The 20,216-nt window shown below is 58.4% G+C and carries 18 protein-coding genes and 4 pseudogenes; 11 read left to right on the top strand and 11 right to left on the bottom strand.

Annotated elements, in window-relative coordinates:
• The 4 genes from HV823_RS20465 (at position 1) to HV823_RS20450 (ending at position 4,198) form a co-directional block, all read left to right on the top strand.
• Entirely contained in the window at positions 1-780 is a 780-nt protein-coding gene (locus tag HV823_RS20465) for an enoyl-CoA hydratase/isomerase family protein (protein ID WP_343051958.1), read from the top strand.
• Between the two features lie 24 nt (positions 781-804).
• On the top strand, positions 805-1,617 hold the full coding sequence (locus HV823_RS20460) for an enoyl-CoA hydratase/isomerase family protein (protein WP_176951594.1): 813 nt from the start codon (positions 805-807) through the stop codon (positions 1,615-1,617).
• Positions 1,618-1,706: 89 nt separating this feature from the next.
• Entirely contained in the window at positions 1,707-3,281 is a 1,575-nt protein-coding gene (locus HV823_RS20455) for an AMP-binding protein (RefSeq protein WP_176951593.1), read from the top strand.
• Between the two features lie 92 nt (positions 3,282-3,373).
• A complete protein-coding gene (locus HV823_RS20450; RefSeq protein ID WP_176951592.1) occupies positions 3,374-4,198 on the top strand; it encodes an IclR family transcriptional regulator in 825 nt (274 codons plus the stop codon).
• Positions 4,199-4,274: 76 nt separating this feature from the next.
• On the opposite strand, the gene HV823_RS20445 is transcribed toward HV823_RS20450, so the two are convergent.
• The 6 genes from HV823_RS20445 to dctP all read right to left on the bottom strand — a co-directional run bounded on the left by HV823_RS20445 (position 4,275) and on the right by dctP (position 9,326).
• Positions 4,275-4,634, bottom strand: coding sequence for a hypothetical protein (locus HV823_RS20445; RefSeq protein ID WP_176951591.1), 360 nt, complete (start codon positions 4,632-4,634; stop codon positions 4,275-4,277).
• Positions 4,635-4,729: 95 nt separating this feature from the next.
• Positions 4,730-5,674, bottom strand: a complete 945-nt coding sequence (locus HV823_RS20440; protein WP_176951590.1) for a bile acid:sodium symporter — start codon at positions 5,672-5,674, stop codon at positions 4,730-4,732.
• Positions 5,675-5,996: 322 nt separating this feature from the next.
• Positions 5,997-6,437, bottom strand: coding sequence for a type II 3-dehydroquinate dehydratase (locus HV823_RS20435; RefSeq protein ID WP_176951589.1), 441 nt, complete (start codon positions 6,435-6,437; stop codon positions 5,997-5,999).
• 3 nt (positions 6,438-6,440) lie between these two features.
• Complete coding sequence (locus tag HV823_RS20430) at positions 6,441-7,742, bottom strand: TRAP transporter large permease (RefSeq protein ID WP_176951588.1); 1,302 nt, start codon at positions 7,740-7,742, stop codon at positions 6,441-6,443.
• Positions 7,739-8,257, bottom strand: coding sequence for a TRAP transporter small permease (locus tag HV823_RS20425; protein WP_176951587.1), 519 nt, complete (start codon positions 8,255-8,257; stop codon positions 7,739-7,741). The genes HV823_RS20430 and HV823_RS20425 overlap by 4 nt, the downstream gene beginning before the upstream one ends.
• 82 nt (positions 8,258-8,339) lie before the next feature.
• Positions 8,340-9,326 (bottom strand): TRAP transporter substrate-binding protein DctP, encoded by a 987-nt coding sequence (gene dctP, locus HV823_RS20420; protein WP_176951678.1) that lies wholly within the window; start codon positions 9,324-9,326, stop codon positions 8,340-8,342.
• A gap of 208 nt (positions 9,327-9,534) precedes the next feature.
• Between dctP and HV823_RS20415 the strand changes: the two genes are divergently transcribed.
• Positions 9,535-10,212: a GntR family transcriptional regulator gene (locus HV823_RS20415; protein WP_176951586.1), complete on the top strand. Its 678-nt coding sequence runs from the start codon at positions 9,535-9,537 to the stop codon at positions 10,210-10,212.
• An 18-nt stretch (positions 10,213-10,230) separates the two neighbouring features.
• On the opposite strand, the gene HV823_RS20410 is transcribed toward HV823_RS20415, so the two are convergent.
• The 3 genes from HV823_RS20410 to HV823_RS20400 all read right to left on the bottom strand — a co-directional run bounded on the left by HV823_RS20410 (position 10,231) and on the right by HV823_RS20400 (position 13,314).
• A complete protein-coding gene (locus HV823_RS20410) occupies positions 10,231-11,145 on the bottom strand; it encodes a sialic acid TRAP transporter substrate-binding protein SiaP (RefSeq protein WP_246301822.1) in 915 nt (304 codons plus the stop codon).
• Positions 11,146-11,248: 103 nt separating this feature from the next.
• Entirely contained in the window at positions 11,249-12,142 is an 894-nt protein-coding gene (locus HV823_RS20405) for an SMP-30/gluconolactonase/LRE family protein (protein ID WP_176951676.1), read from the bottom strand.
• 278 nt (positions 12,143-12,420) lie between these two features.
• Positions 12,421-13,314, bottom strand: coding sequence for a shikimate dehydrogenase (locus HV823_RS20400; protein WP_176951585.1), 894 nt, complete (start codon positions 13,312-13,314; stop codon positions 12,421-12,423).
• 197 nt (positions 13,315-13,511) lie between these two features.
• On the opposite strand from HV823_RS20400, the gene HV823_RS20395 reads away from it, so the two are divergent.
• Together HV823_RS20395 and HV823_RS20390 are read left to right on the top strand one after the other, a co-directional pair.
• Positions 13,512-14,174, top strand: a complete 663-nt coding sequence (locus HV823_RS20395; RefSeq protein WP_176951675.1) for a TetR family transcriptional regulator — start codon at positions 13,512-13,514, stop codon at positions 14,172-14,174.
• A 381-nt stretch (positions 14,175-14,555) separates the two neighbouring features.
• A pseudogene (locus HV823_RS20390) lies at positions 14,556-14,723 on the top strand (transposase); the annotation flags it as partial.
• Positions 14,724-14,876: 153 nt separating this feature from the next.
• Here the strand turns inward: HV823_RS20390 and HV823_RS20385 are convergent.
• Positions 14,877-15,752 (bottom strand): annotated as a pseudogene (locus HV823_RS20385) (IS256 family transposase); the annotation flags it as partial.
• 62 nt (positions 15,753-15,814) lie between these two features.
• Here HV823_RS20385 and tnpA point away from each other — a divergent pair.
• From tnpA to HV823_RS20365, 4 genes and pseudogenes are all read left to right on the top strand, one after another.
• Positions 15,815-16,222, top strand: coding sequence for an IS66-like element accessory protein TnpA (tnpA, locus tag HV823_RS27245; RefSeq protein ID WP_343051956.1), 408 nt, complete (start codon positions 15,815-15,817; stop codon positions 16,220-16,222).
• Positions 16,219-16,571 (top strand): annotated as a pseudogene (tnpB, locus tag HV823_RS20375) (IS66 family insertion sequence element accessory protein TnpB). Before tnpA ends, tnpB begins: the two are co-directional and overlap by 4 nt.
• A gap of 69 nt (positions 16,572-16,640) precedes the next feature.
• Entirely contained in the window at positions 16,641-18,215 is a 1,575-nt protein-coding gene (gene tnpC, locus HV823_RS20370) for an IS66 family transposase (RefSeq protein WP_176951583.1), read from the top strand.
• A gap of 158 nt (positions 18,216-18,373) precedes the next feature.
• Positions 18,374-19,576, top strand: coding sequence for an aminotransferase class V-fold PLP-dependent enzyme (locus HV823_RS20365; protein WP_176951582.1), 1,203 nt, complete (start codon positions 18,374-18,376; stop codon positions 19,574-19,576).
• A 132-nt stretch (positions 19,577-19,708) separates the two neighbouring features.
• On the opposite strand, the pseudogene HV823_RS20360 reads toward HV823_RS20365, so the two are convergent.
• Positions 19,709-20,053, bottom strand: a pseudogene (locus tag HV823_RS20360) (transposase); the annotation flags it as partial.
• Positions 20,054-20,216 lie beyond the last annotated feature (163 nt).

The raw sequence follows: 20,216 nt of genomic DNA, 5'->3' as shown, positions 1-20,216 counted from the left end.
GTGAACGAACGCTTCATTCTGGAGGAACTGCAAGACGCGGTTGCCGTCATCACGCTGAACCGTCCCGCCCTACTCAATGCTTGGCATGCGCCCATGCGCGCCATGCTCGTCGAGGCATTCCGGCGCGCGGAAGCGGATTCATCGGTTGGGGCGATCGTCCTGACCGGCGCGGGCGAGAAGGCGTTCGGGGCTGGACAGGACCTGAACGAAACCAAGACGTTTGACCCGGAGCGCGCCGAGGAGTGGCTCAAAGAATGGGAGACGCTCTACGATACAATGCGCGGGCTTTCCAAGCCTCTGATCGTAGCGCTCAATGGCGTTGCGGCGGGTTCCGCTTTTCAGGTCGCGCTGCTCGGCGACCTGCGCATTGGCCATGCAAACGTAAGAATGGGGCAGCCGGAGATCAACTCAGGCATCGCCAGCGTTACTGGCCCTTGGATCATGCGCGAGATGATCGGGCTTGCTCGCACCATCGACCTTACTTTGACGGGTCGTCTGATGGATGCCCAAGAGGCTCACGCAATCGGACTGATCAATCGCATCGTGCCGCAGGAAGCGGTGCTCGACGAGGCCTTGACGCTTGCTGCGGAACTGGCAGCGAAGCCGCCTGTCGCGATGCGGCTCGACAAAGCCCGCTTCCGGGAAATGACGGAGGTCGGCTTTAGGGATGCAATCGAGGCCGGCATCAGAATTCATCGCCAATCTTATGCCACAGGCGAGCCAGCCCGGATGATGGAACAGTTTCTTGCCGAGCGGGCTGCGCGCAAGCCATCTGCGTAACCAAACGGGCTCAGGATCGACATCATGAAAGTACCACCACAGGAAACTTTCGGTCGCGAAAGTGAAGTCCTGCTCGATTGGGCAAATGAACGCGTTGTACAGGTGACCATCAACCGCCAGCACAAGCGCAATGCATGCAATCAGCAAGCATGGCAGGGCATCCACAACGCTCTGCGCCGGGCTGCCCAGGACAAGGCGATCCGCCTTGCCGTTCTCACCGGAGCCAGCGGTCACTTCAGCGCTGGTGACGACATCAAGGATGCCTCGGCGGCGCGGGAAGACCCGCACCGCCGGACGGCTTATGAACAGGATATCGAGCACGCCTTTCGAGCCGTGACGGAGGCACCATTTCCCGTTGTGGCTGCGATTGATGGCTATTGCATCGGTGGTGCCCTCAGCCTAGCCATGTGTTGTGATTTTCGCGTAGGGACACGCGCTTCGGAACTAGGCATTCCGGCGGCCAAGCTGAGCTTTACCTATCCTTCTTGGCAGTGTTCGCGTCTGATGACGCTGGTGGGCCTGTCGCAGGCACGCAAGATGCTATTCGAAGGCAATCGCATCGATGGAAACCGTGCTTACGAGACGGGTCTGCTAGACGTGCTGACCGACGAGGACCCCGTAGCTGCAGCGCTCGATTTTTGCTCGGGCATGCTGGACAGCGCTCCGCTCAGCGTACAGGCGAGCAAGCGTATTTTTCAGGCGCTGGCCGTTACCGATCTGGCAAGTCATCAAGATGAGATCGCCGCATTCATGCGCATGGTCGCAGCCAGTAGCGATTTTCGTGAAGGTGCCCGGGCCTTTGCCGAAAAGCGCAAGCCCATATTCACCGGAACCTGATTGCGCGTGCCACAATCACAATGAGGCAGCTTGCCCCTTCGGGGAAACCCGATGGTTTTGATACTGCCTTCAGACAAGGAAGAATAACGATGACAGCAACGCCGAGTGTTGGCGAAACGACCTTCCGCGAGATCATGGATAGGGAAGCCGCCACCGATCCGGATCGAGTATTCTGCAAATTTGGGGGCGAAACCCTTACTTTTGGGGCTCTGAACGAACGTGTCAACCGGCTCGCCAATGCGCTCCTCGCCAAAGGCCTGAAGAAGGGTGATCATGTCGGCCTCATGCTTCCAAGCCACCCGGACCATATTGTCGCGATTTTTGCGCTGGCGAAAATTGGCCTTGTGCGGGTTCCCATCAATACAAGCCTGAAGGGCGCGGCGCTGGAGTATCCTTTCGAGGCGTTTGCCGTCACGTCGCTCATCGCCGACATCGCCTATGCGGGCCAACTTGAACCGATACTGGAAAAGTTTGACTTCGATGTGCTTGCTTGGCGCTCGGGCGTACCAGAAGCGGCATCGCCCCAAACTCGCTTTGAGGAACTGACTGCCTTCGCGGACGGTTCGGCGCCCGCTGTTGCACCGGCGGCGGATGACATTATCGCCATCACCCCCAGCTCCGGCACGACAGGAGCGCCGAAGGGTGTACTGAAATCGGATCGCACGCTCCGCGCTGGACCGCTGGCCATTCTGCACCTCACCGGGGTTCAGCCGGGTGAAACATTCATGCTGTGGGAAGCGCTGCACCACGGCGCGGGCGTTGCCGTATGCATAGCGGCGGTGATTGGCAAGATCACGTTAGGTATTGTCGATCGGTTCAGCGCCTCGCGATTCTGGCAGCAGGCGGGCGACATGGGCGCGACGCGTGTCCACTATCTTGGCAGCGTGTTGCCGATGGTGCTCAAGCAGCCCGAAAGCCCCAGCGACAAGAGCCACGGTGTTATCATTGCGTGGGGCGGTGGCTGCCCGGCGGAACTATGGCGTCCGGTAGAAGAGCGATTTGGCGTTTCCATTCGCGAAGGCTATGGCCTGTCGGAGATGATCACCTTCTGCCTTGTGAATGTGGACGGCAAGGTGGGCTCCATCGGCAAGCCGTTGTCGTGGTTCGACGCGAGTGTGATGGATTCCGATGGCAAGGAGTGCAAGCCGGGCGAGGTTGGCGAACTTTGCATCAAGTCGCATGAAAAAGGGCTGCACTTCCTCGGCTATTTTCGCAACGAAAAAGCCACGGCGGAAAGCATGCGCGACGGCTGGTTCCGTACGGGCGATCTCGCGCGACAGGATGAAGAGGGTTATTTCTATTTCGCGGGCCGTGCGAAGGATTCAATTCGCCGTCGGGGGATCAACATTTCTGCCTGGGAAGTAGAGCGTGTGTTGCTCGATCATCCGGCTATTGAAGAGGTGGCACTGATTGGCGTGCCGAGTGAGCTTGGTGAAGACGAAATAAAGATTTTCATTAGGAAACCAGCCGGCCACGAACTTGAGCCGGCGGACCTTATGCGTTGGTGCGAATCGCGCCTGCCTTATTTCCAATGGCCGCGCTTCATCGAGTTCGTTGAGGATTTCCCACGAACGCCGACACAGCGCATCCGCAAAATGGAGCTCTCGCGCGATACAACCAACGCTTGGGACTTCGATCAGTCAGGCTTGAAGTTGCAGCGTTAATCGTATTGATAAGCTATAGGCGGCCGAGGCGCCGCCTATAGCGATCGGGCGAGTATGGGATTTGGTCGAGCGATCGCCAAACCGAACTTGGAATGGAAGGACCCATTCATATGGATCACGCGGATGAGATGTACACGGACGAGGACGCTGGCCCCGACCCTCGTCTTTTCGTCGCTTCGGTTGCGCGTGCCCTTCGAATTCTGGAATCCTTCGATGGGGGGCGCAGGACTCTGACCATCGCTGAAATTTCTCAGGCAACGGGGCTTGGGCGCAGTGCCACACAGCGGTTTGTCTACACCCTCCACCAGTTGGGGTATTTGCGGCGCGATGGTTCGAGCAAGCACTACCGAGTGTCAGCCAAGGCAATTGATTTGGCGCTAAGTCTTATCGGCTCCCATACATATGCGGAGCGCGTAGCACCCGTGCTGGATATGCTGGCACAAAAGACCGGTGAAACGGTGGCTTGGGTAGAACGAGATGATATCGACATTGTCATCCTCAGGAGCATTCCAAGCAAGCATCTCAGCTCTGTGAACCTTCCGGTTGGCCAGCGTTTTGCGGCTCTTTCCGCTTCGTCGGGACAAGTTTTGCTGGCTCATGCTCCGATCGAGGAGATCTTGCGCGTTTATAAGAATTCGATGGTACACGCGCGAGAACGTTTTGGCCTTAGTGATAACGAGGGCATTTTGAGGTATTTTGAGGATGTCCGCCGCAGGGGATTGTCCATTACCGAGAAAATGGAAGACGTAGACAGTATTTCTCTTTCGGCTCCTGTTTTTGCGGGCCGCGACGAGCCTGTCGGTGCGATTAACATATCAACATTGAAATCACGCTTCTCAAAGCTTCAGGCGGAACGCAAGTTGTCGGTCGATCTCATTGCAGCAGCACGGGAAGCTTCTCAAATGGTGTCGAGATAACCGTCATTTCGGGTGATGCCGAGCTGAAAACTCGCCATGTATTTTGGGATGGACGTCGTTGAAACAGGCGGACACCCTACCGATGATGACGGCGGCGGACAATCCGCCCCTCGACGGCGGGGAGCCCGTCTAGGTCGACACATTCGAGGCACGACACCATCTGTCGGTCCCCGTCATGCATGGCCTTCAGCCGGTGGCGCACCTTCTCCATGGCGGCAGGCATAACCCGGTCGTGGAAAGGCGCGCCATTGCGCAGTACTATCGGCTTGCGCGTCAGGACCGATACGTAATGCCATGGATTATAGATCGTCTCGCCACGGTCGAAGCAGCGGTCGTGCTGACCGATCTCGACGCCGTCCAGAACGATCCGCTTGCGCCCCCCTCCGCACTTCAAAAGGTCAACAGGGCATGGAGAGCAGAGTGTATATGGGCTCAACGCCTCCTGCCGCCGGCATTTTTGCGACCGGCCCGTCTGATCCAATGCCGGCCCAAAACGTGTTCAGCCCAGCCGGATTGTGACGTGCCTTTCGGTCACGTTTCTCTACGTGCCTCTTCCTCGCGTCGTGCAAACCAGTTGGCCAGAAGCGCGCCCGAAATGTTGTGCCACACGCTGAAAATAGCGCTGGGAACGGCTGCCAGGGGGGAGAAATAAGCAGTTGCCAACGCCGCGCCCAGGCCCGAATTCTGCATTCCCACCTCGATGGCTATCGCCTTGCGCTTGGCGAGCGACAGGCCGGCTGCTCGCGCGGCGAGGAAGCCGAGCAAGTAGCCGAAACCGTTGTGCAGGATGACAACGGCGAAGATCATCAGCCCGGACTGAACGATCGACGCCTTCGAGGCGCCGACCACGGCGGAAACGATGAGAACAATGCCGGTGACGCTGACAAGCGGCAATGCCGGAACAGCCGCCTTGACCACACCCGGCAGCAGCTTCTGAAGCACTGCGCCAAGCGCGAGCGGTATCAGGACGACCTTGACGATGCTGAGGAACATTGCCCAGCCATCGACGGGAAGGAACTGGCTGGCAAAGAACCAGACGAGCAGGGGTGTGACGATCGGGGCGGCCAGCGTGGTGACCGATGTGCAGGCGACCGACAGCGCGACGTCACCTTTCGACAGGTAGGTCATAACATTGGACGACGTGCCCCCCGGGCAGCAGCCGACGAGAATGACACCCGCTGCGACCTCGGGCGGCATCGGGACGATGCGCGTCAGAAGGACGGCAATAAGAGGCATGATGAGGAACTGGCCGAGCACACCAATTGCGACATCAAAGGGGCGTTTCACCACCTCGCGGAAGTCGTCCATCGACAATGTCAGGCCCATTCCGAACATGATGATCGACAGCAGCGTGACGATCCATGGGCCGAACTGTTTGAAGGTGTCGGGGAAAAAGAACCCGAGGATTGCGAAAAGGATGACCCAAGCGGCGAAAGTCTTGCCGACAAATGCGGATACGGAAGCCAGTGCTTTCACATGCCTACTCCAAAGAAAACTCGGGAGCGACGTCTATCCGCCATGACTTTTCTGTCAAGCCGGGAATTTTTGACGACGGTTCGGTCGAGCCTGAGCTTCAAACCCCGGGGTAGTTCAAACGGTGGCGTCGCCTTAGCCAATCACAGCCGCGGTGAGGCTCGTGCGCCGAGCTTTAGCAGGTTGCTGAAAAAGCCACTGGCTTTTGATTTGGTCAAATGATTCTCTTCGGTTGCCACGAAGGAGATTGATTTTGATGCGCGGTGGGCGTGGGCGGACGGGGTCGCTGTTTTCGTGTGTCGACCTTGAGGCACGGCGATGCCTCCTACCTCACTTCTCTTGCGATAAGCGTCTCCATTGCGCGCACCGCCAGGGGATACCCCTCTGCGCCCAGACCGGCCATGACCGTGGTAGCAGTCATCGAAACATATGAGCGGTGGTATATCGGCTCACGGCGGTGGATGTTGCTGATGTGGAACTCGATTATGGGGCCCTTGAACATCTTCAGTGCATCGAGAAGCGCCAAGGAGGTGAAGGTGAATGCCGCCGGGTTTATGATTATGCCCGCCCCTTCGTCGATTGCTTCATGCACCCAGTCGATCAGTCGCTCTTCGCTGTTGGTTTGGCGGAATTCAACGGGCCTGTCACCGGCAGCGTCCCGACACCCCGCCTCGATCTCCGCAAGCGTCGTCGTGCCGTAGATCTCGGGCTCGCGTTTGCCCAGCCTGTTCAGGTTGGGGCCGTTGAGGACGTATATGGGTTTCATGGGTTATCCTTGATATCCAAGCAACCGTGGTAGCCAGAGAACGCTGTCGGGTACAAATGTTATGAAGGCGAGGCAGACGACCATCCAAAACAGGAAGGGTGCGGCATCAAGGATGATGTCCTTTATGGGCGCTCCGGAGATCTTCGCAACGATGAACAGAAGCAGGCCGTAGGGCGGCGTCACCAGCCCGAGCATGATATTGACGACTACCACCACCCCGAAATGGACGAGATCAATCCCAAGTGCCTGCGCTGTCGGTATGAAGACTGGCACGATGATCAGCAGGATCGCCGTCCCTTCCAGCAAGCAACCAAGAACAAGCAGGATCACATTGACCAGGATCAGGAAGCCTGTGGGGCTGAGATCCCAGCCGGTCAGCATCACCCGAATGCTGTCGGGTATGTTCTCGATCGTGACGACGTAATTGAACACGAGTGCTCCCGCGATCAGCATACCGATCGAAGCCGTCGACTTGGCGCTTGCCGCAAGAGACCCGTAGAAGTCCTTAAAGCTGATGCTGCGATAAAGCACGACCGAGATGAGCAACGCGTAGGCCGCGGCAATGGCCGCCGCCTCGGTTGGGGTCGTAATGCCGGAATAGATGCAGCCGAGCAGCACGACGGGCATCATCAGGGCGGGGAAAGCGCGGATCGTGATACCCGGGATTTCCCGGAGCGGAACAGGCTCTTCTACAGGGAAATTCCGGCGCCGGGCGGTGATGACCACCTGCACCATCTGCAGGCCCGCCATCAGCAGACCGGGCACCATGCCTGCGAGGAAGAGGTAGCCGATGGAGGCATCGGAGACGAGCGAGTAGATGATCATCGGGATGGACGGCGGGATGATCGGGCCGACCACCGCCGTCACCGCCGTCAGAGCGGCAGCGAAGCTCGGTGTGTAGCGGCCTTCCCGCGTCATCATGTTCTGCATCATCTTGCCACTGCCTGCGGCATCAGCGATGGCCGAGCCGGACATGCCCGCGAAGATAATGCTCTGGACGATGTTCACCTGCGCCAGTCCGCCGCGGAAGCGGCCAACAAGCACATTGCAGAAGTTGAGCAGGCGTTCGGTCATAGAGCCGACGTTCATGAACTCGGCCGCCAGGATGAAGAGTGGCACGGCCAGGATGACGTAGTTTGCATACATGCCGTTGAGGAACTGCTCGGCGGCAATCCCCATGTCGGCACCAGCAAGCCACAGGTAAAGAATGGAGCCGCTGATCATGGAGAGACCGATCGGCAGCCCCATGAAGGCAAGTGCTGTAATGACCACCAGGGTGATGGAGAAGGGGCTTGTAAATGTCATACGCCTGAGCCCGCCTTGGTCGGATCGAATGCCTCTGGTGCCGTCCCGCGAATGGCCTGAACACCGAGCCATAGATAGCGGATGATCATTGCAACGGCGAAGACAACATAGATCGAATAGAGGTAGTCAAAGCGAATCTTGAGGTAGGCGGTGCTTTCGACCTTCATGAAGGTCACGTAGTCGATGACGGCTGGAAGAGAGATCCCGAACAAAAAGATCAGTGCAGCAGCGCAGATCACCTGCATGATCCTCCGCGCCTTGTCGCCGGCCCCACCCCAGAACAAGTCGAAACGGATTTCATCCACCTCGCGCACGACAAAGGCTGAGCCGAAGAGCACGATCCAGATCCACAGCGCCACGCTAATCTCGTGGGTCCAGCCGATCGAAAGGTTGAGCGCGTATCGGAATATGATCTGTAGCGTGAAGACGACGAACATCGCCAGGAGCATCAGGCACAGAAGATTTTCCGCGCGTCGTCTCAGCCATCCGCCGATGGCGAGTAGTCTCGGGGGCATATCCAGTTCTCCAGAAGGTAGCGAGGCGGGCTGTCAACACCGCCTCGCCGCTCGGCAACGAGCAATTACGCGAGGCAGCCGATTAGAGGCCCGCAACTTTCTCGAGAATTCCTTCCGGCCAGGACTTCGCCAGGTCGGAGTTCAGATACTTCTCCTGGGCAAACTTGCGGAAGGCTTCGATATCCGGCTCGTAGATCTGCAGGCCAGCGGCCTTGAACTCCTCAAGAAGTGCCTTTTCCTGTTCAACGTGCTTGTCTTCGCTGAACTTCATCGCTTTGTCAGCCGCCGCCTGAAAAGCCTGCTGTTGCTCCGGCGTCATCGCATTCCACGCCTCTTTGGAGATGACAAGCAGGTCGTAACCGATCAGGTGCGAGGTCATGACGATCTGCGACATCACTTCATAGAACTTCATGTTCTTGACGTTTGGCAGCGGATTGTCCTGGCCATCGATCGCCCCGGTCTGAAGTGCCGTGTAGACTTCGGCATAGGCGACCGGCACCGGATTCGCACCGAGCGCCTCACCAAGGAACTGCCAGGCGTCGCCGCCCGGCATGCGCAGCTTGATGCCGGCCATGTCTTGCGGCGTCGCGATCTTCTTTTCTGGCTTCAATCCAACTTGGCGTGCGCCAAAATAGGTCGGACCGAGAATATGGATGCCGAGTTGATCTTCGGCCATCTTCTTGAATTCGGCGCCGACCTCACTGTTGAAGAAGGCACTCAGATGTGCAGCATCTCGAAACAGATAGGCAGAGGTCAGCACCGACCATTCCGGGATCTGCTTAGAAATGTCCTGGGGTGCAATGTTGCCCATTTGCAGATTGCCGCGCTGGATCGCGACGAGTTCGGTGCCCTGCTTGAACAGGTTGCCGCCGTAGTAGGGCTCCAGCGTGAAATCTCCCTTGATCCCCTCCGCGAGCATCTTGGTCATCTCGGCGCGGATGTCTTGCTCGGAAAAGACTGCGGAAAATTTCAGGGTAGGCTTGTCTTGCGCGAGCGCCGGAACGGCAAGTGCCGCTGCGGCGAGCATCGTGGCGCCAATCAAGTGGCGACGTGTCAGGGCAAGGTTCATGCTTTCTCCTCCTGTTGTTGGTCCATCACCCGATGATCGGATGACCACCCTCCTCATCTAAAGCCGTTCCCCTCGGCTGTGACCCTGGTGATAATGTACGGAATGGTCCGTTTAATCAATCCAACGGCTCAAGAATGACGCATCAGAGGGAAGAGTCAACGAATTTTTATCATATGTTTTTGAGAACATCTGATGTAATTCTAAATGCATGGTAGTACCGATTGATAGTCAGACGAAAGAAACGCCGGGAGAAATCGCCTTCCGAAGAATTCGGCAGGACCTCATCTCAGGAGCTCTCCCGCCCGGCTCCAGGATCAAGCTGGAACAGGCGAAAGCCCGCTATTCGGTAAGCGTCTCCACTCTCAGGGAAATTCTCAGCCGCCTGACGACCGAGAACCTGGTAGTGGCCGAGGGGCAGCGGGGATTTGAGGTGAGCCCTGCATCCAAGCGAGAACTCCTCGAACTGGCTGATATGCGCATCCTGTTGGAATGTCATGCGATCGACCTCTCCTTCGCTGCCGGCGACCTCGACTGGGAGGCACGCCTGGTCGCGGCGCACCACAAGCTGTCGAGCGTGGAACGAAGCTTGTTAAGCGGAGACGCCTCCCGGACAGTCGACTGGGTCCGATACGACTGGGAATTCCATCAGGCCTTGGTATCTGCCTGCGACTCTGCCAGCTTGATGTCAGCTCTCTCCTCCGTCTTCGACCGCTTCTTACGGTACCATCTGCTTGCAGAGAGTTTTCGGGGCCCACCGGTGGTCGACGACCACAGAAAACTCTACGAACTGGCTATGCGCCGCGATCACGACGGCGCGCGCGCAATGTTGACCAACCATGTGAAAAACGGAGCAGATCACGTTCTGAAGAGCGGCCGCATTGCGTAAACGCGACCGCCTGCGCCACTAGAGCGCGTTGATCTTGTCGAGTATGCCGGATGGCCAGGACGAGGATAAGGGTGACTCGGTGTACTGTTTCTGGGCATAGGCTCGGAACGCCTCCAGGTCCGGCTCGTAGACGTCCAGCCCCTGTTCCTGGAAGAAGCCTACCAATTCCTTCTCCTGTTTCAGATACTCCCCCGTGCTCCAGGCGAAAGCCTTGCGTGCCGCTTCCCTCATGCGCTTTTGTTCCTGCTCCGGGAGCGCATCGAACACTGAAGAGCCGATCAGAAGCAGCCCGAAGCCGACATTGTGGCCGGTCAGGACGATCTGGTCCGTCACCTCGTAGAACTTCATCAGCTTGTCGTTGGGAAGCGGGTTGTCCTGAGCGTCAATGGCCCCGGTCTGCAATCCTGTATAGACTTCCGCATAGTCCATCGCGATCGGGTTGGCGCCGATTGCCTTGCCGAGGAACTGCCAGCTTTCACCGCCCGGCATGCGCATCTTCACGCCCGAAAGATCTTCCGGCTTCATGATCTTCTTGTCGCCCTTCAGATTGACGTGCCGAGCGCCGTAGTAGGCCGGCGCCAAAATCTCCACCCGAAGCTTCTCCCGCGCGATCTTGCGAAACGCCTCGCCTACATCGCTTTCGAAGATGGATTGTAGATGCGCGGCGTCGCGTACGACATAAGCTGCTCCCAGGATGTCGAACTCCGGAGCTTGCTTGGCGAAATCCGATGGCGGCAGCAGTGCCATCTCGAGATTGCCCCGCTGCACGGCCACCAGTTCCGTACCCTGCTTGAGAAGGGTGGAACCGAAATAAGGCTGGAACTCGTATTCCGACCCCAGCTCCTTCGCAAAGATGTTCACCAGGGCCTGCGAGCGCGGCGCATCCGCTGTCGTCACGTCTGCAAACCGCAAGGCGGTTTTTGCAAGCGCCATACGCGGCATGCAGGCCAAACCGGCCGCCGACCACACACCGGCTAACATGCGCCTTCTTGAAATTTCGAGCATGTCTTTTCCTCCCTCTATCAACACCGCGCCCTCAGGCGGCGAACCGGTTCTCCGGCAAACCTTGTGCCACTCCGTGGATGGCGAAGACCGCCCCCGCCAGCGGTTCCGACGCCAGCTTCTCCTCCGATAGAAACTTCGTTGCCGTGGTTACGATCAGCGTTCGCAAGTCGTCTCCCCCGAAACACACGCATGTTGGATTGGTCAGCGGCAACTCGATGACGATGTCAATCTGGCCATGCGGATTGTAACGCACCACGCGACCACCCGCGAAAAACGCGGTCCAGAGGCCTCCATCGACGTCGAAGCATGCCCCATCTGGCCTGTCTCCCGCAGTGGAGTAATCGGCAAACAGGCGCCGGTTGGAGATCGTTCCATCTTCCGGATCCATGTCGAAAACCCAGCTTTGATGGCGGCGCGTATCGGTGAAATGAAACCTGCGCCCATCAGGAGAAAAGGCGATCCCGTTGCTGACGATCACATCGCCGAAGATCTTGACGGCTTCCCCGGACGAATCCACGCGGTAGAGCGACCCCGCGGGACGGTGGAGCTGGTTGTCCATCGTGCCGATCCAAAGGCGGCCGTGCCGATCGACGCGTCCGTCGTTCAGGCGATTGTCGAGACCGGCTTCGACACTCGCAAAAGGTGCGGCGTCGCCTCCATCGGCGCTGCGCAGGACCAGGTCGAGATCATGTGCGAGAAGATGCCGGCCAGAGAACGTAAGAGCGTGACTGCCGAGAAACGTCATTCCGTGCATCGGGAAGACTTCGTGGAAATCGGTCGAGGGATCGTAGCTTTGCAGCTTCGGGTTTTCGATATCCACCCACCAAAGCTTATTTGTGCGCTCGCACCATAGCGGCGTCTCACCAAGCTGATCGCGTGAGCGAACCAGGCACTCCACCCTCGATGTCGGAATTACCTCCGTCATGCGACCGGCCCCCCTCCGGTTTATCTGCTTTTTCAGGGCTGCGATGCGGAAGATGGCATTGGCCGCACCATATCCCGATACCCCCCGCTGAACGATCTCGAAGAAGAAGCCCTCGGCGAAGGTCGCGCTGTGTGCGGTGCGGGTCCGGCATGCCTTCGAAGTCGCGGACCATGCGGCCGACGTCTCGAAGACTTCGACCACGTCGAAACCTGCGTTGGCAATTGCTTCCAGCTTTTCCGGTAGCTCTGCGCTGATCGAAACCGTAGCGATCGAAGTCTTCACCGGCCCCCCTCTGCAGCCGGCGTGGGTTGCGCAGCACCTCCAGTCAACTCCTTGAAGTGCCTCAACATGCGTTCCGCGTCAGGTTCGATCCCGGTGAAAAGTTCGAATGCTTTGACCGCTTGAAAAACTGCCATGCCGCCCCCGTCCAACGTGCGGCAGCCGCGACGTCTCGCCTCTACCACCAGTTCCGTGTTGAGCGGAAAATAGACGATTTCGGCGACCCATGGGGTCGACTGCAAAAGTTCCGCAGGCAAAGGCAATCCCGGATACTTGACCATTCCCGTCGGCGTCGCGTGGATGAGCCCTGAGGCGTTCGCCATCGCCGATGCCAGATCAGCCCCGACCCTGATCGCTGCGCTTTTGAAATGCCGCTGCATGTTCTCGACCAAGGCGGATGCGCGGCTTTCCTCCTGATCGAAAATCGTAAGCGCGGCGGCCCCAGAGCGCAGAATGGCGAAGGCCGTGGCAGCACCCGCGCCACCGGCCCCAAGCTGAACGACCGAGGCCAAATTGGCACCAGGAAGACCCCGGCGGAAGCTCTCCGCGAAACCCCACCAGTCGGTGTTGTGACCGTGCCGCCGACCATCGCGAAGGACGACGGTGTTCACAGCGCCGAGCGCCGCTGCCTCGTCCGACAGATCGTCAAGCAATTCGACTACCTGCTGCTTGCAAGGGTGCGTGATATTGAGGCCGCCAAAGCCGCGTCGCTCTGCGTCCGCCAGAAGTGCGGGGATCTGATCGCCCTCGATTTTGTCGAGATCGAACAGGACGTAGCAGTAGTCCAGACCTTGCGCTCGCCCCTCTGCCATATGCATAGCGGGCGTCAACGACGCTTGTATCCCCTTGCCGATCAGTCCAGCATCGAAGTGCGGAACCTGCTTAGTCGTCATTTCCAACCCTCACCGCCGGCACATGGATCAAGAAGACTTTGTCCTGCCATTGGCGCTTCTCCCAACGGATATCGCCTGACTCTGATAATGTACTAACCAGTACGTGTCAAATTGAGCGAGTTGATGACGGGCTCAAAGCTCAATAAGAAGTGGAGCGTCTGCGGGCCGACTGCCCGCCCGGAGGGATAAAGAGTAACGTGGCCACGTCTGTTGAAAGAGAGGGTAGGAAGAACGACCCCGAAAAAACAAAGGAAGACATCCTCAGGGTCGCCACCGAGGAGTTCTCTGCCTATGGCCTGTCAGGCGGGCGAGTTGACGCCATAGCGGAGAAGACCAAAACCTCGAAGCGGATGATTTACTACTATTTCGGCAGCAAGGAGGGCCTCTATCTTGCGGTCCTCGAGAAGGCCTACCGAAAGATCCGGTCGCTTGAGGCTGATCTCCAATTGGCGGATATGCCGCCCGTCGAGGCGCTGCGGACCTTGATTGCCAGCACCTTTGATCACGACGAGAACAACCCGGACTTCGTTCGGCTGGTCAGCATCGAGAACATTCACTACGCCAGTCATATGAAGCAGTCCTCGGAGATCGGCGAACTGAATCTCTCGATCGTCAAGACCATCGCAGAGGTTCTGGAAAGAGGCCGCAGCGAAGGCATCTTCCGTCGGGATGTCGATGCCGTCGACCTTCACATGCTCATCAGCGCATTCTGCTTTTTCCGCGTTTCAAACAGGTACACCTTCGGCACCATCTTCCACCGCGACCTCTCCGCGCCGGAGCTTTACAGCCGACACAAGCACATGATCTCTGATGCGGTCCTGGCTTATGTGAGGTGCTCGTCGGACACCTCAGGTGGGTAGGCAGAGGCGGCTCGGTCTGTTTGAACAGGGTGGTGCCGACTGCTAAGTGGTTTCCGGCGCTGGTTACGCCGCAAGCGGGATGGGCTGCGGCGGGTTGAAGTAGACCTGATCCGGTGTTCAAACGATGAATGTGGCCGTCGGCCGTTGTAAAAGGTCAGATATTTGCCGATCCGGCCGAAGGTTCATATTCCATAGAAGCCGCACCTAAGCTGAAGATGGCCTTCAGGCCGACGAGGTTGCGCTCCATGACCTCAATGATATCTGGATGCCACGCGTCGACATTCGAGAGGACTGTCCGACATCAGCGCCCTTGAGACAGATCGCGGTTAACTGAGAAGGGAGGATTTCTGGTTCATCGTAGCTCACTCAAAGGAAGCGAAGATGAGACAGAAAGCCGGGCCGCAAAGACCAGCGGCCGAACAGGTCATCAAGGATATCCGCCGCGCGACGCGCAAGCATCACTCGGCCGAGGACAAAATCCGCATTGTGATAGAGGGCCTGCGTGGCGAGGACAGCATTGCCGCTCTTTGCCGCCGCGAGGGTATTGCCGAGATCAGCCGGCAGCTTGCAGCGGTTCATCTCGATCTTTTTCGGCGCTTCGAAATCTCTTCGTCATCCCGCGTCACAAACGATCCGCCCTGGCAACTCAGATAGCGTCCGTCAAGTTGGTGTAATTTCGGGTGTGGAACCGGGCCGTCATGATCAGGCGGCTTTCGGCGTGATCTGAAGTGGCTTTTCCTCCTCGATTGCTTGTGGGTTAAGCTCGGCCATACCCTCGATCTGCATGTAGCGATGTTGCAGTTGCCATTCGTCGTTGGCTTCGAGCAGCATAGCTCCGATCAGGCGGACGATGCTGTCTTCGTTCGGGAAGATGCCGACGACATCGGCACGGCGCTTCACCTCCTTGTTCATGCGCTCCAGCGGATTCGTGCTGTGAAGTTTGGTGCGGTGCTGAGACGGAAAGGCCATGTAGGCAAGCACGTCAGCTTCGGCGTCGTCCATGAAGGTGCCGAGCTTAGGCCATCTGGCCCGGAGCTGATCGGCGACATGCCGCCATGTTTGGACGGCATTGTCATGATCAGGCTGAATGAACGCTTGGCGGATCGCAGCGGCAACCATGGTGTGCTGTCCCTTGGGAACGTAAGCCAGCGCATTGCGCATCGCATGAACCCGGCATCTTTGCCATGTTGCGCCGAGAACACGGGTGATGGCGGCCTTCAGCCCCTCATGCGCATCGGAGATGACGAGTTTGACGCCAGTGAGGCCACGGCGAACCAGATCGCGCAGGAAGCTTGTCCAGAACGGCTCGGCTTCGGAAGGGCCGATGTGCAGGCCGACGATCTCCCTCTTTCCGTCCGTATCAACGGCAACTGCGATTATTGCCGCCACCGAGACGATGCGGCCGCCCTCTCGCATCTTCAGGTAGGTCGCATCGAGCCAGAGATATGGCTAGGCACCGGAAAGAGGGCGCTTGAGGAAGGCGTTCACGCGTTCGTCGATGTCCTTGCACAACGTCGACACGGATGATTTCGAAATGCCGGTCATGCCCATGGCCTGCACCAGCTCATCGACCTTGCGTAACCGGTGTTGCCGCTCCACATTGTCCTTCTCCGCCTGATCTGTGATCGAGGTTTGCATGGATGATGAGCGGGAGTTTCTCCATGGAGACCTCATTAGAGTTTCTCACAACAGGTAAGTCTGGACGTGAGGTCCACCGACACTGGCCTGACGAGGTCAAGGCGCGGATCGTGTCGGAGAGCTTGAGGCCCGACACGACGGTCAATGCAGTTGCGCAACGCTATGGATTGCGAGCGAACAGCCTTTCCACTTGGCGGACGATGGCGCGACAGGGGAAGCTGATCCTGCCAGCGCCGGAGGATGCGGTAGAGTTCGCGGCGGTGATAGTTGATCCGCCAGTTTCGGAGCCTCCGCCGAAAGCGATTGGTCGCCCAGAGATCGTCGTAGGCACTGTTACGATCCGCCTGGAGGAAGGAGCGTCTGCGTCCCGGATCGCGGCCATCGCTCGCGCCCTGGCGGTGGCGACATGATTTTTCCGTCGAACCGCGTCAGGATCATGGTCGCGACCAAACCGGTGGACTTCCGCAAGGGTCATGACGGCTTGGCCGCGTTGGTGAAGAATGAGCTGCACAAGGCCCCCTTTACGGGAACAGTCTTCGTGTTCCGGTCACGCAAGGCGGACCGGTTGAAGCTCATATACTGGGATGGCAGTGGTATCGTGCTGGCCTACAAGCGGCTGGAAGAGCTACGTTCACTTGGCCTGGCATCAAGGATGGACTGATGACACTCACCCACGCCCAGTTCGAAGCCTTGTTCGCTGGCCTTGACTGGCGACGGGTTCATGCCGTCCACACGAGAGCGCCGGAAGCCATCGAATAGCTGCGGCACGATGACTCAGCAGGGCAAATTGCAGAGGCAAATCAGCGGCGGATTTGGTAGCTTCTGGCCATGCTTGATGCCGCCGACCTTCCCGATGATGTTGCCGCCCTGAAGGCGATGCTGATCGCGGCGCAAGCACGCGAGGCGGCCAAGGATGTCGCGATTGCGAGCAAGGACGAACATATCGCTCGCAAGGATGAGCGAATCGAGCGGCTTGAGAAGCTGGTCGCCGCCTTCAAACATGCAGCCTTCGGACGCAAATCCGAGAAGACCGATCCCGATCAGTTCGATCTGGCACTGGAGGACCTGGAGACGGCCATGGCTGCCATCCATGCCGAGGACGAGGCGGACACTCCTGCAGGAAACAGGATTGCAAAGCCGCGCGCGATCAATCGCGGCTCCCTCCCGAAGCATCTTCCGCGTATCGAAGAGGTGATCGAGCCGGAAAGTCTAACGTGCGCCTGCGGTGGATGCCTCCATTCCATTGGCGAGGATGTCTCCGAGCGGCTGGACGTGGTTCCAGCGCAGTTCCGTGTGATCGTCACCCGTCGCCCTAAATATGCGTGCCGTGCCTGCACTGACGGTGTCGTTCAGGCTCCGGCACCAGCGCGGCTGATCCAGGCTGGGCTGCCGACGGAAGCCACCATCGCCCATGTGCTGGTCTCTAAATATGCAGACCACCTTCCGCTTTACCGTCAGGCCCAGATCATGAGCCGCCAGGGCATTGACCTCGACCGATCCACGCTCGCCGACTGGGTCGGTCGAGCCGCTTTCGAATTACGTCCCGTCTTCGATACGTTGATTGCCGACCTGAAGCGCTCAACCAAGCTGTTCATGGACGAGACCCGTGCCCCTGTTCTCGATCCCGGCTCGCGCAAAACCAAGACCGGATACTTCTGGGCGCTGGCACGGGATGATCGTCCTTGGGGCGGCGGTGCTCCGCCAGGTGTCGCCTTCACCTACGCTCCCGGTCGCGGTGGCATTCATGCCGAACGGATATTGCAGGGCTTCTCCGGCATCCTGCAGGTCGATGGCTATGCCGGATACAACAGGCTGATCGCATCAGAGCGTGTCGGTCCAGACATTCAGCTTGCCTATTGTTGGGCACACGCCCGTCGCAAGCTGGTGGAGATTACTCGCAACGGCGCAGCACCGATTGCCGAGGATGGCGTCAAGCGGATCGGTGAGCTGTATCGGATCGAGGCCGCACTGCGCGGCCTTGACCCTGAGGCTCGTCTTGCTGGACGACAGGAACGATCAGCACCATTGATCGCCGACATGCAATCCTGGCTCGTCCATCACCGCGCCCGCGTCGCAACGAAGTCGTCGCTCGGCGAGGCACTGGCCTACATCGCCAAATACTGGGATGGTCTGAAACTCTTCCTGATCGATGGGCGCATTGAGATCGACAACAATAGCGTCGAGCGGAGCATTAGACCGATAGCTCTCAATCGCAAGAACGCGCTCTTCGCGGGTCATGATACAGGAGCTGAGAACTGGGCGACCATCGCCTCGCTGATCGAGACTTGCAAACTCAACGCTGTTGATCCAATGGCCTATCTGACCGCGACGCTCACCGCCATCGTCAACGGCCACAAGCAGGGCCAAGTTGAGGGGCTGCTGCCGTGGAACTACGCCGGTTGACGCCTCCTTTCTGCCTGACCCTTTGCGGTCGTAAGGCTCCATAGCTTCCAACCAGCGGAGAGCAATATCGGCATGGTTGCGGCGCTCCGTTTGAGGTTGCTGTGAGCCTCGAGTTGGAACGGTTGCTTTGACCTAATTTTTGGTCCTAAAATGTCCACATGACATTAGAAACAAAGCCTTTTAGCGCGGCAGAGATCGCGCAACTACGTGACGACACGCCGGGTGTTAGCCATCGCATCCATCTGAACAACGCGGGTGCCGCGTTGATGCCCACGCCAGTCGTGGCCGCGGTCACTGACTACCTCAATAGAGAGGCCCAGATTGGAGGCTACGAAACGAAGGCAGAGCGCTCCGAACAGATCGAGGGCGTCTATAGCAGTGTCGCCCGCTTGGTTGGCGCTGCCCCGGACGAGATCGCTCTCGCTGAGAACGCAACAGTAGCTTGGCAGTGGGCCTTCTACGCTCAATCGTTCAAACCAGGTGATCGCATCCTGACGACCACCGCAGAATATGCGGCCAACTATCTTGCTTATCTGCAGGTTGCCAAGCGGACCGGTGCTGTCATCGAAATAATACCCGATGGAGCTGATGGCCTTCTCGATCCCGATGCACTCGACCGGATAATCGATGACCGCACGCGTTTGATTGCGATTACTTGGGTTCCTACCAACGGTGGCCTCGTTAATCCCGCACATGCCGTTGGTAAAGTGGCAAGGCGACACGGCATCCCGTACCTGCTTGACGCATGTCAGGCTGTGGGGCAGATGCCTGTCGATGTCGAGGCTATCGGTTGTGACATGCTCGCGGCTACCGGTCGGAAATTCCTCCGTGGGCCGCGTGGCACTGGCTTTCTCTACATGCGTCGCGAACTCATAGAGCGAACAGAGCCAGCCATGATCGACATGTTCGGTGCGGAATGGGCTGGGGCCAACCAATACACTTTGCGATCGGACGCCCGACGGTTCGAAACCTGGGAGTCCGACTATGCAGCACGGGTCGGACTTGGAACGGCGGTTGATTATGCACTGTCGATCGGTCTGGAGCGTATAGAGCAGCGCAGTCGGTCTCTTGCCACTCAGTTGCGCTCGGGCCTAGCCGCGATCGACGGTGTAACGACTTATGATGTTGGGCAAGACCCTGTGGCAATCGTTACGTTCACCGTTCACGGACGAGAAGCGTCCGACATAGCAGCGGCTTTGTCAAAACAGGGAATCAACGTCTCTGTGTCGAGACCAACAAGTACACCCATCGATAGTACGAAACGCGGCTTGGATGCACTCGTTCGGGCATCCCCTCACTACTACAATACGACCGAGGAGATTGATCGCACCATTGCTGCTGTCGCAAATAAATCTGACTGACAAAACAATTTTTATTTGCGGATGAAAGCCTAAGCCGAATTAGAAATCGGTCTCATACCTGCCGATAATCTTAGGACTATAGTCGGCATTTCCGATCGCACGTGGTCAACGTGCTACGAAAACGCCGCTTACAACCTTGCGGGTCGAAACACCGTTGATCCAAGCTTCCTGGATGAGGGCGACCAGCGCCTTCTCCACCGTTTTCCTGGGCTCCAGGAAGCCGGGAAAGTAGGTTCCGGTGCGCATCTTCGGTATTTTCAGGTTCATGGTGCCGAGCCGCGTGTCGAGCGTACGGTCGCGGTAGCCGTTCCGCCAGGTTTGGCGGGCTTCCCCACGCTCGTAACGTCCAGCGCCGATCAGGCCATCGACGTCGGCCTCCATGATCAGTTGCAGCACGCTTTCGGCAATGGCACGAAGAAAGTCTGGATCGCCACTCTTCGCGGCAAGCTCGGCAAGAGGTAATCTGTCGTCGGTCATCGGGGTCTCCGTTTCGGTCAGGTTGAAGCTTTGCAACTGAATAGCCCCTAGATTTGTAGACACCTTCTCCCCTAAATTTGAGGCAGGAGGCCTACATGGGCAAAGCCAATTTCACTGAAGAGTTCAAGCGCGACGCGGTGCGTCAGATCACCGAGCGGGGCTA

Source organism: Mycoplana rhizolycopersici, from assembly GCF_013378445.1.
Lineage (GTDB): Bacteria > Pseudomonadota > Alphaproteobacteria > Rhizobiales > Rhizobiaceae > Mycoplana > Mycoplana rhizolycopersici.
This window is presented reverse-complemented; position numbering and strand designations above follow the sequence as displayed.

Excerpts from the sequence above, each read along its gene's own strand:
- HV823_RS20400 (WP_176951585.1), bottom strand. The coding sequence starts at position 13,314 with ATGACGACTAAGCAGGTTCCGCACTTCGATGCTGGACTGATCGGCAAG.
- HV823_RS20430 (WP_176951588.1), bottom strand. The coding sequence starts at position 7,742 with ATGACATTTACAAGCCCCTTCTCCATCACCCTGGTGGTCATTACAGCA.
- HV823_RS20425 (WP_176951587.1), bottom strand. The coding sequence starts at position 8,257 with ATGCCCCCGAGACTACTCGCCATCGGCGGATGGCTGAGACGACGCGCG.
- HV823_RS20405 (WP_176951676.1), bottom strand. The coding sequence starts at position 12,142 with ATGACGGAGGTAATTCCGACATCGAGGGTGGAGTGCCTGGTTCGCTCA.
- tnpA (WP_343051956.1), top strand. The coding sequence starts at position 15,815 with ATGATGAGCGGGAGTTTCTCCATGGAGACCTCATTAGAGTTTCTCACA.
- tnpC (WP_176951583.1), top strand. The coding sequence starts at position 16,641 with ATGCTTGATGCCGCCGACCTTCCCGATGATGTTGCCGCCCTGAAGGCG.
- HV823_RS20435 (WP_176951589.1), bottom strand. The coding sequence starts at position 6,437 with ATGAAACCCATATACGTCCTCAACGGCCCCAACCTGAACAGGCTGGGC.
- HV823_RS20450 (WP_176951592.1), top strand. The coding sequence starts at position 3,374 with ATGGAAGGACCCATTCATATGGATCACGCGGATGAGATGTACACGGAC.
- HV823_RS20365 (WP_176951582.1), top strand. The coding sequence starts at position 18,374 with ATGACATTAGAAACAAAGCCTTTTAGCGCGGCAGAGATCGCGCAACTA.
- HV823_RS20460 (WP_176951594.1), top strand. The coding sequence starts at position 805 with ATGAAAGTACCACCACAGGAAACTTTCGGTCGCGAAAGTGAAGTCCTG.
- dctP (WP_176951678.1), bottom strand. The coding sequence starts at position 9,326 with ATGAACCTTGCCCTGACACGTCGCCACTTGATTGGCGCCACGATGCTC.
- HV823_RS20455 (WP_176951593.1), top strand. The coding sequence starts at position 1,707 with ATGACAGCAACGCCGAGTGTTGGCGAAACGACCTTCCGCGAGATCATG.
- HV823_RS20415 (WP_176951586.1), top strand. The coding sequence starts at position 9,535 with ATGGTAGTACCGATTGATAGTCAGACGAAAGAAACGCCGGGAGAAATC.
- HV823_RS20410 (WP_246301822.1), bottom strand. The coding sequence starts at position 11,145 with ATGGCGCTTGCAAAAACCGCCTTGCGGTTTGCAGACGTGACGACAGCG.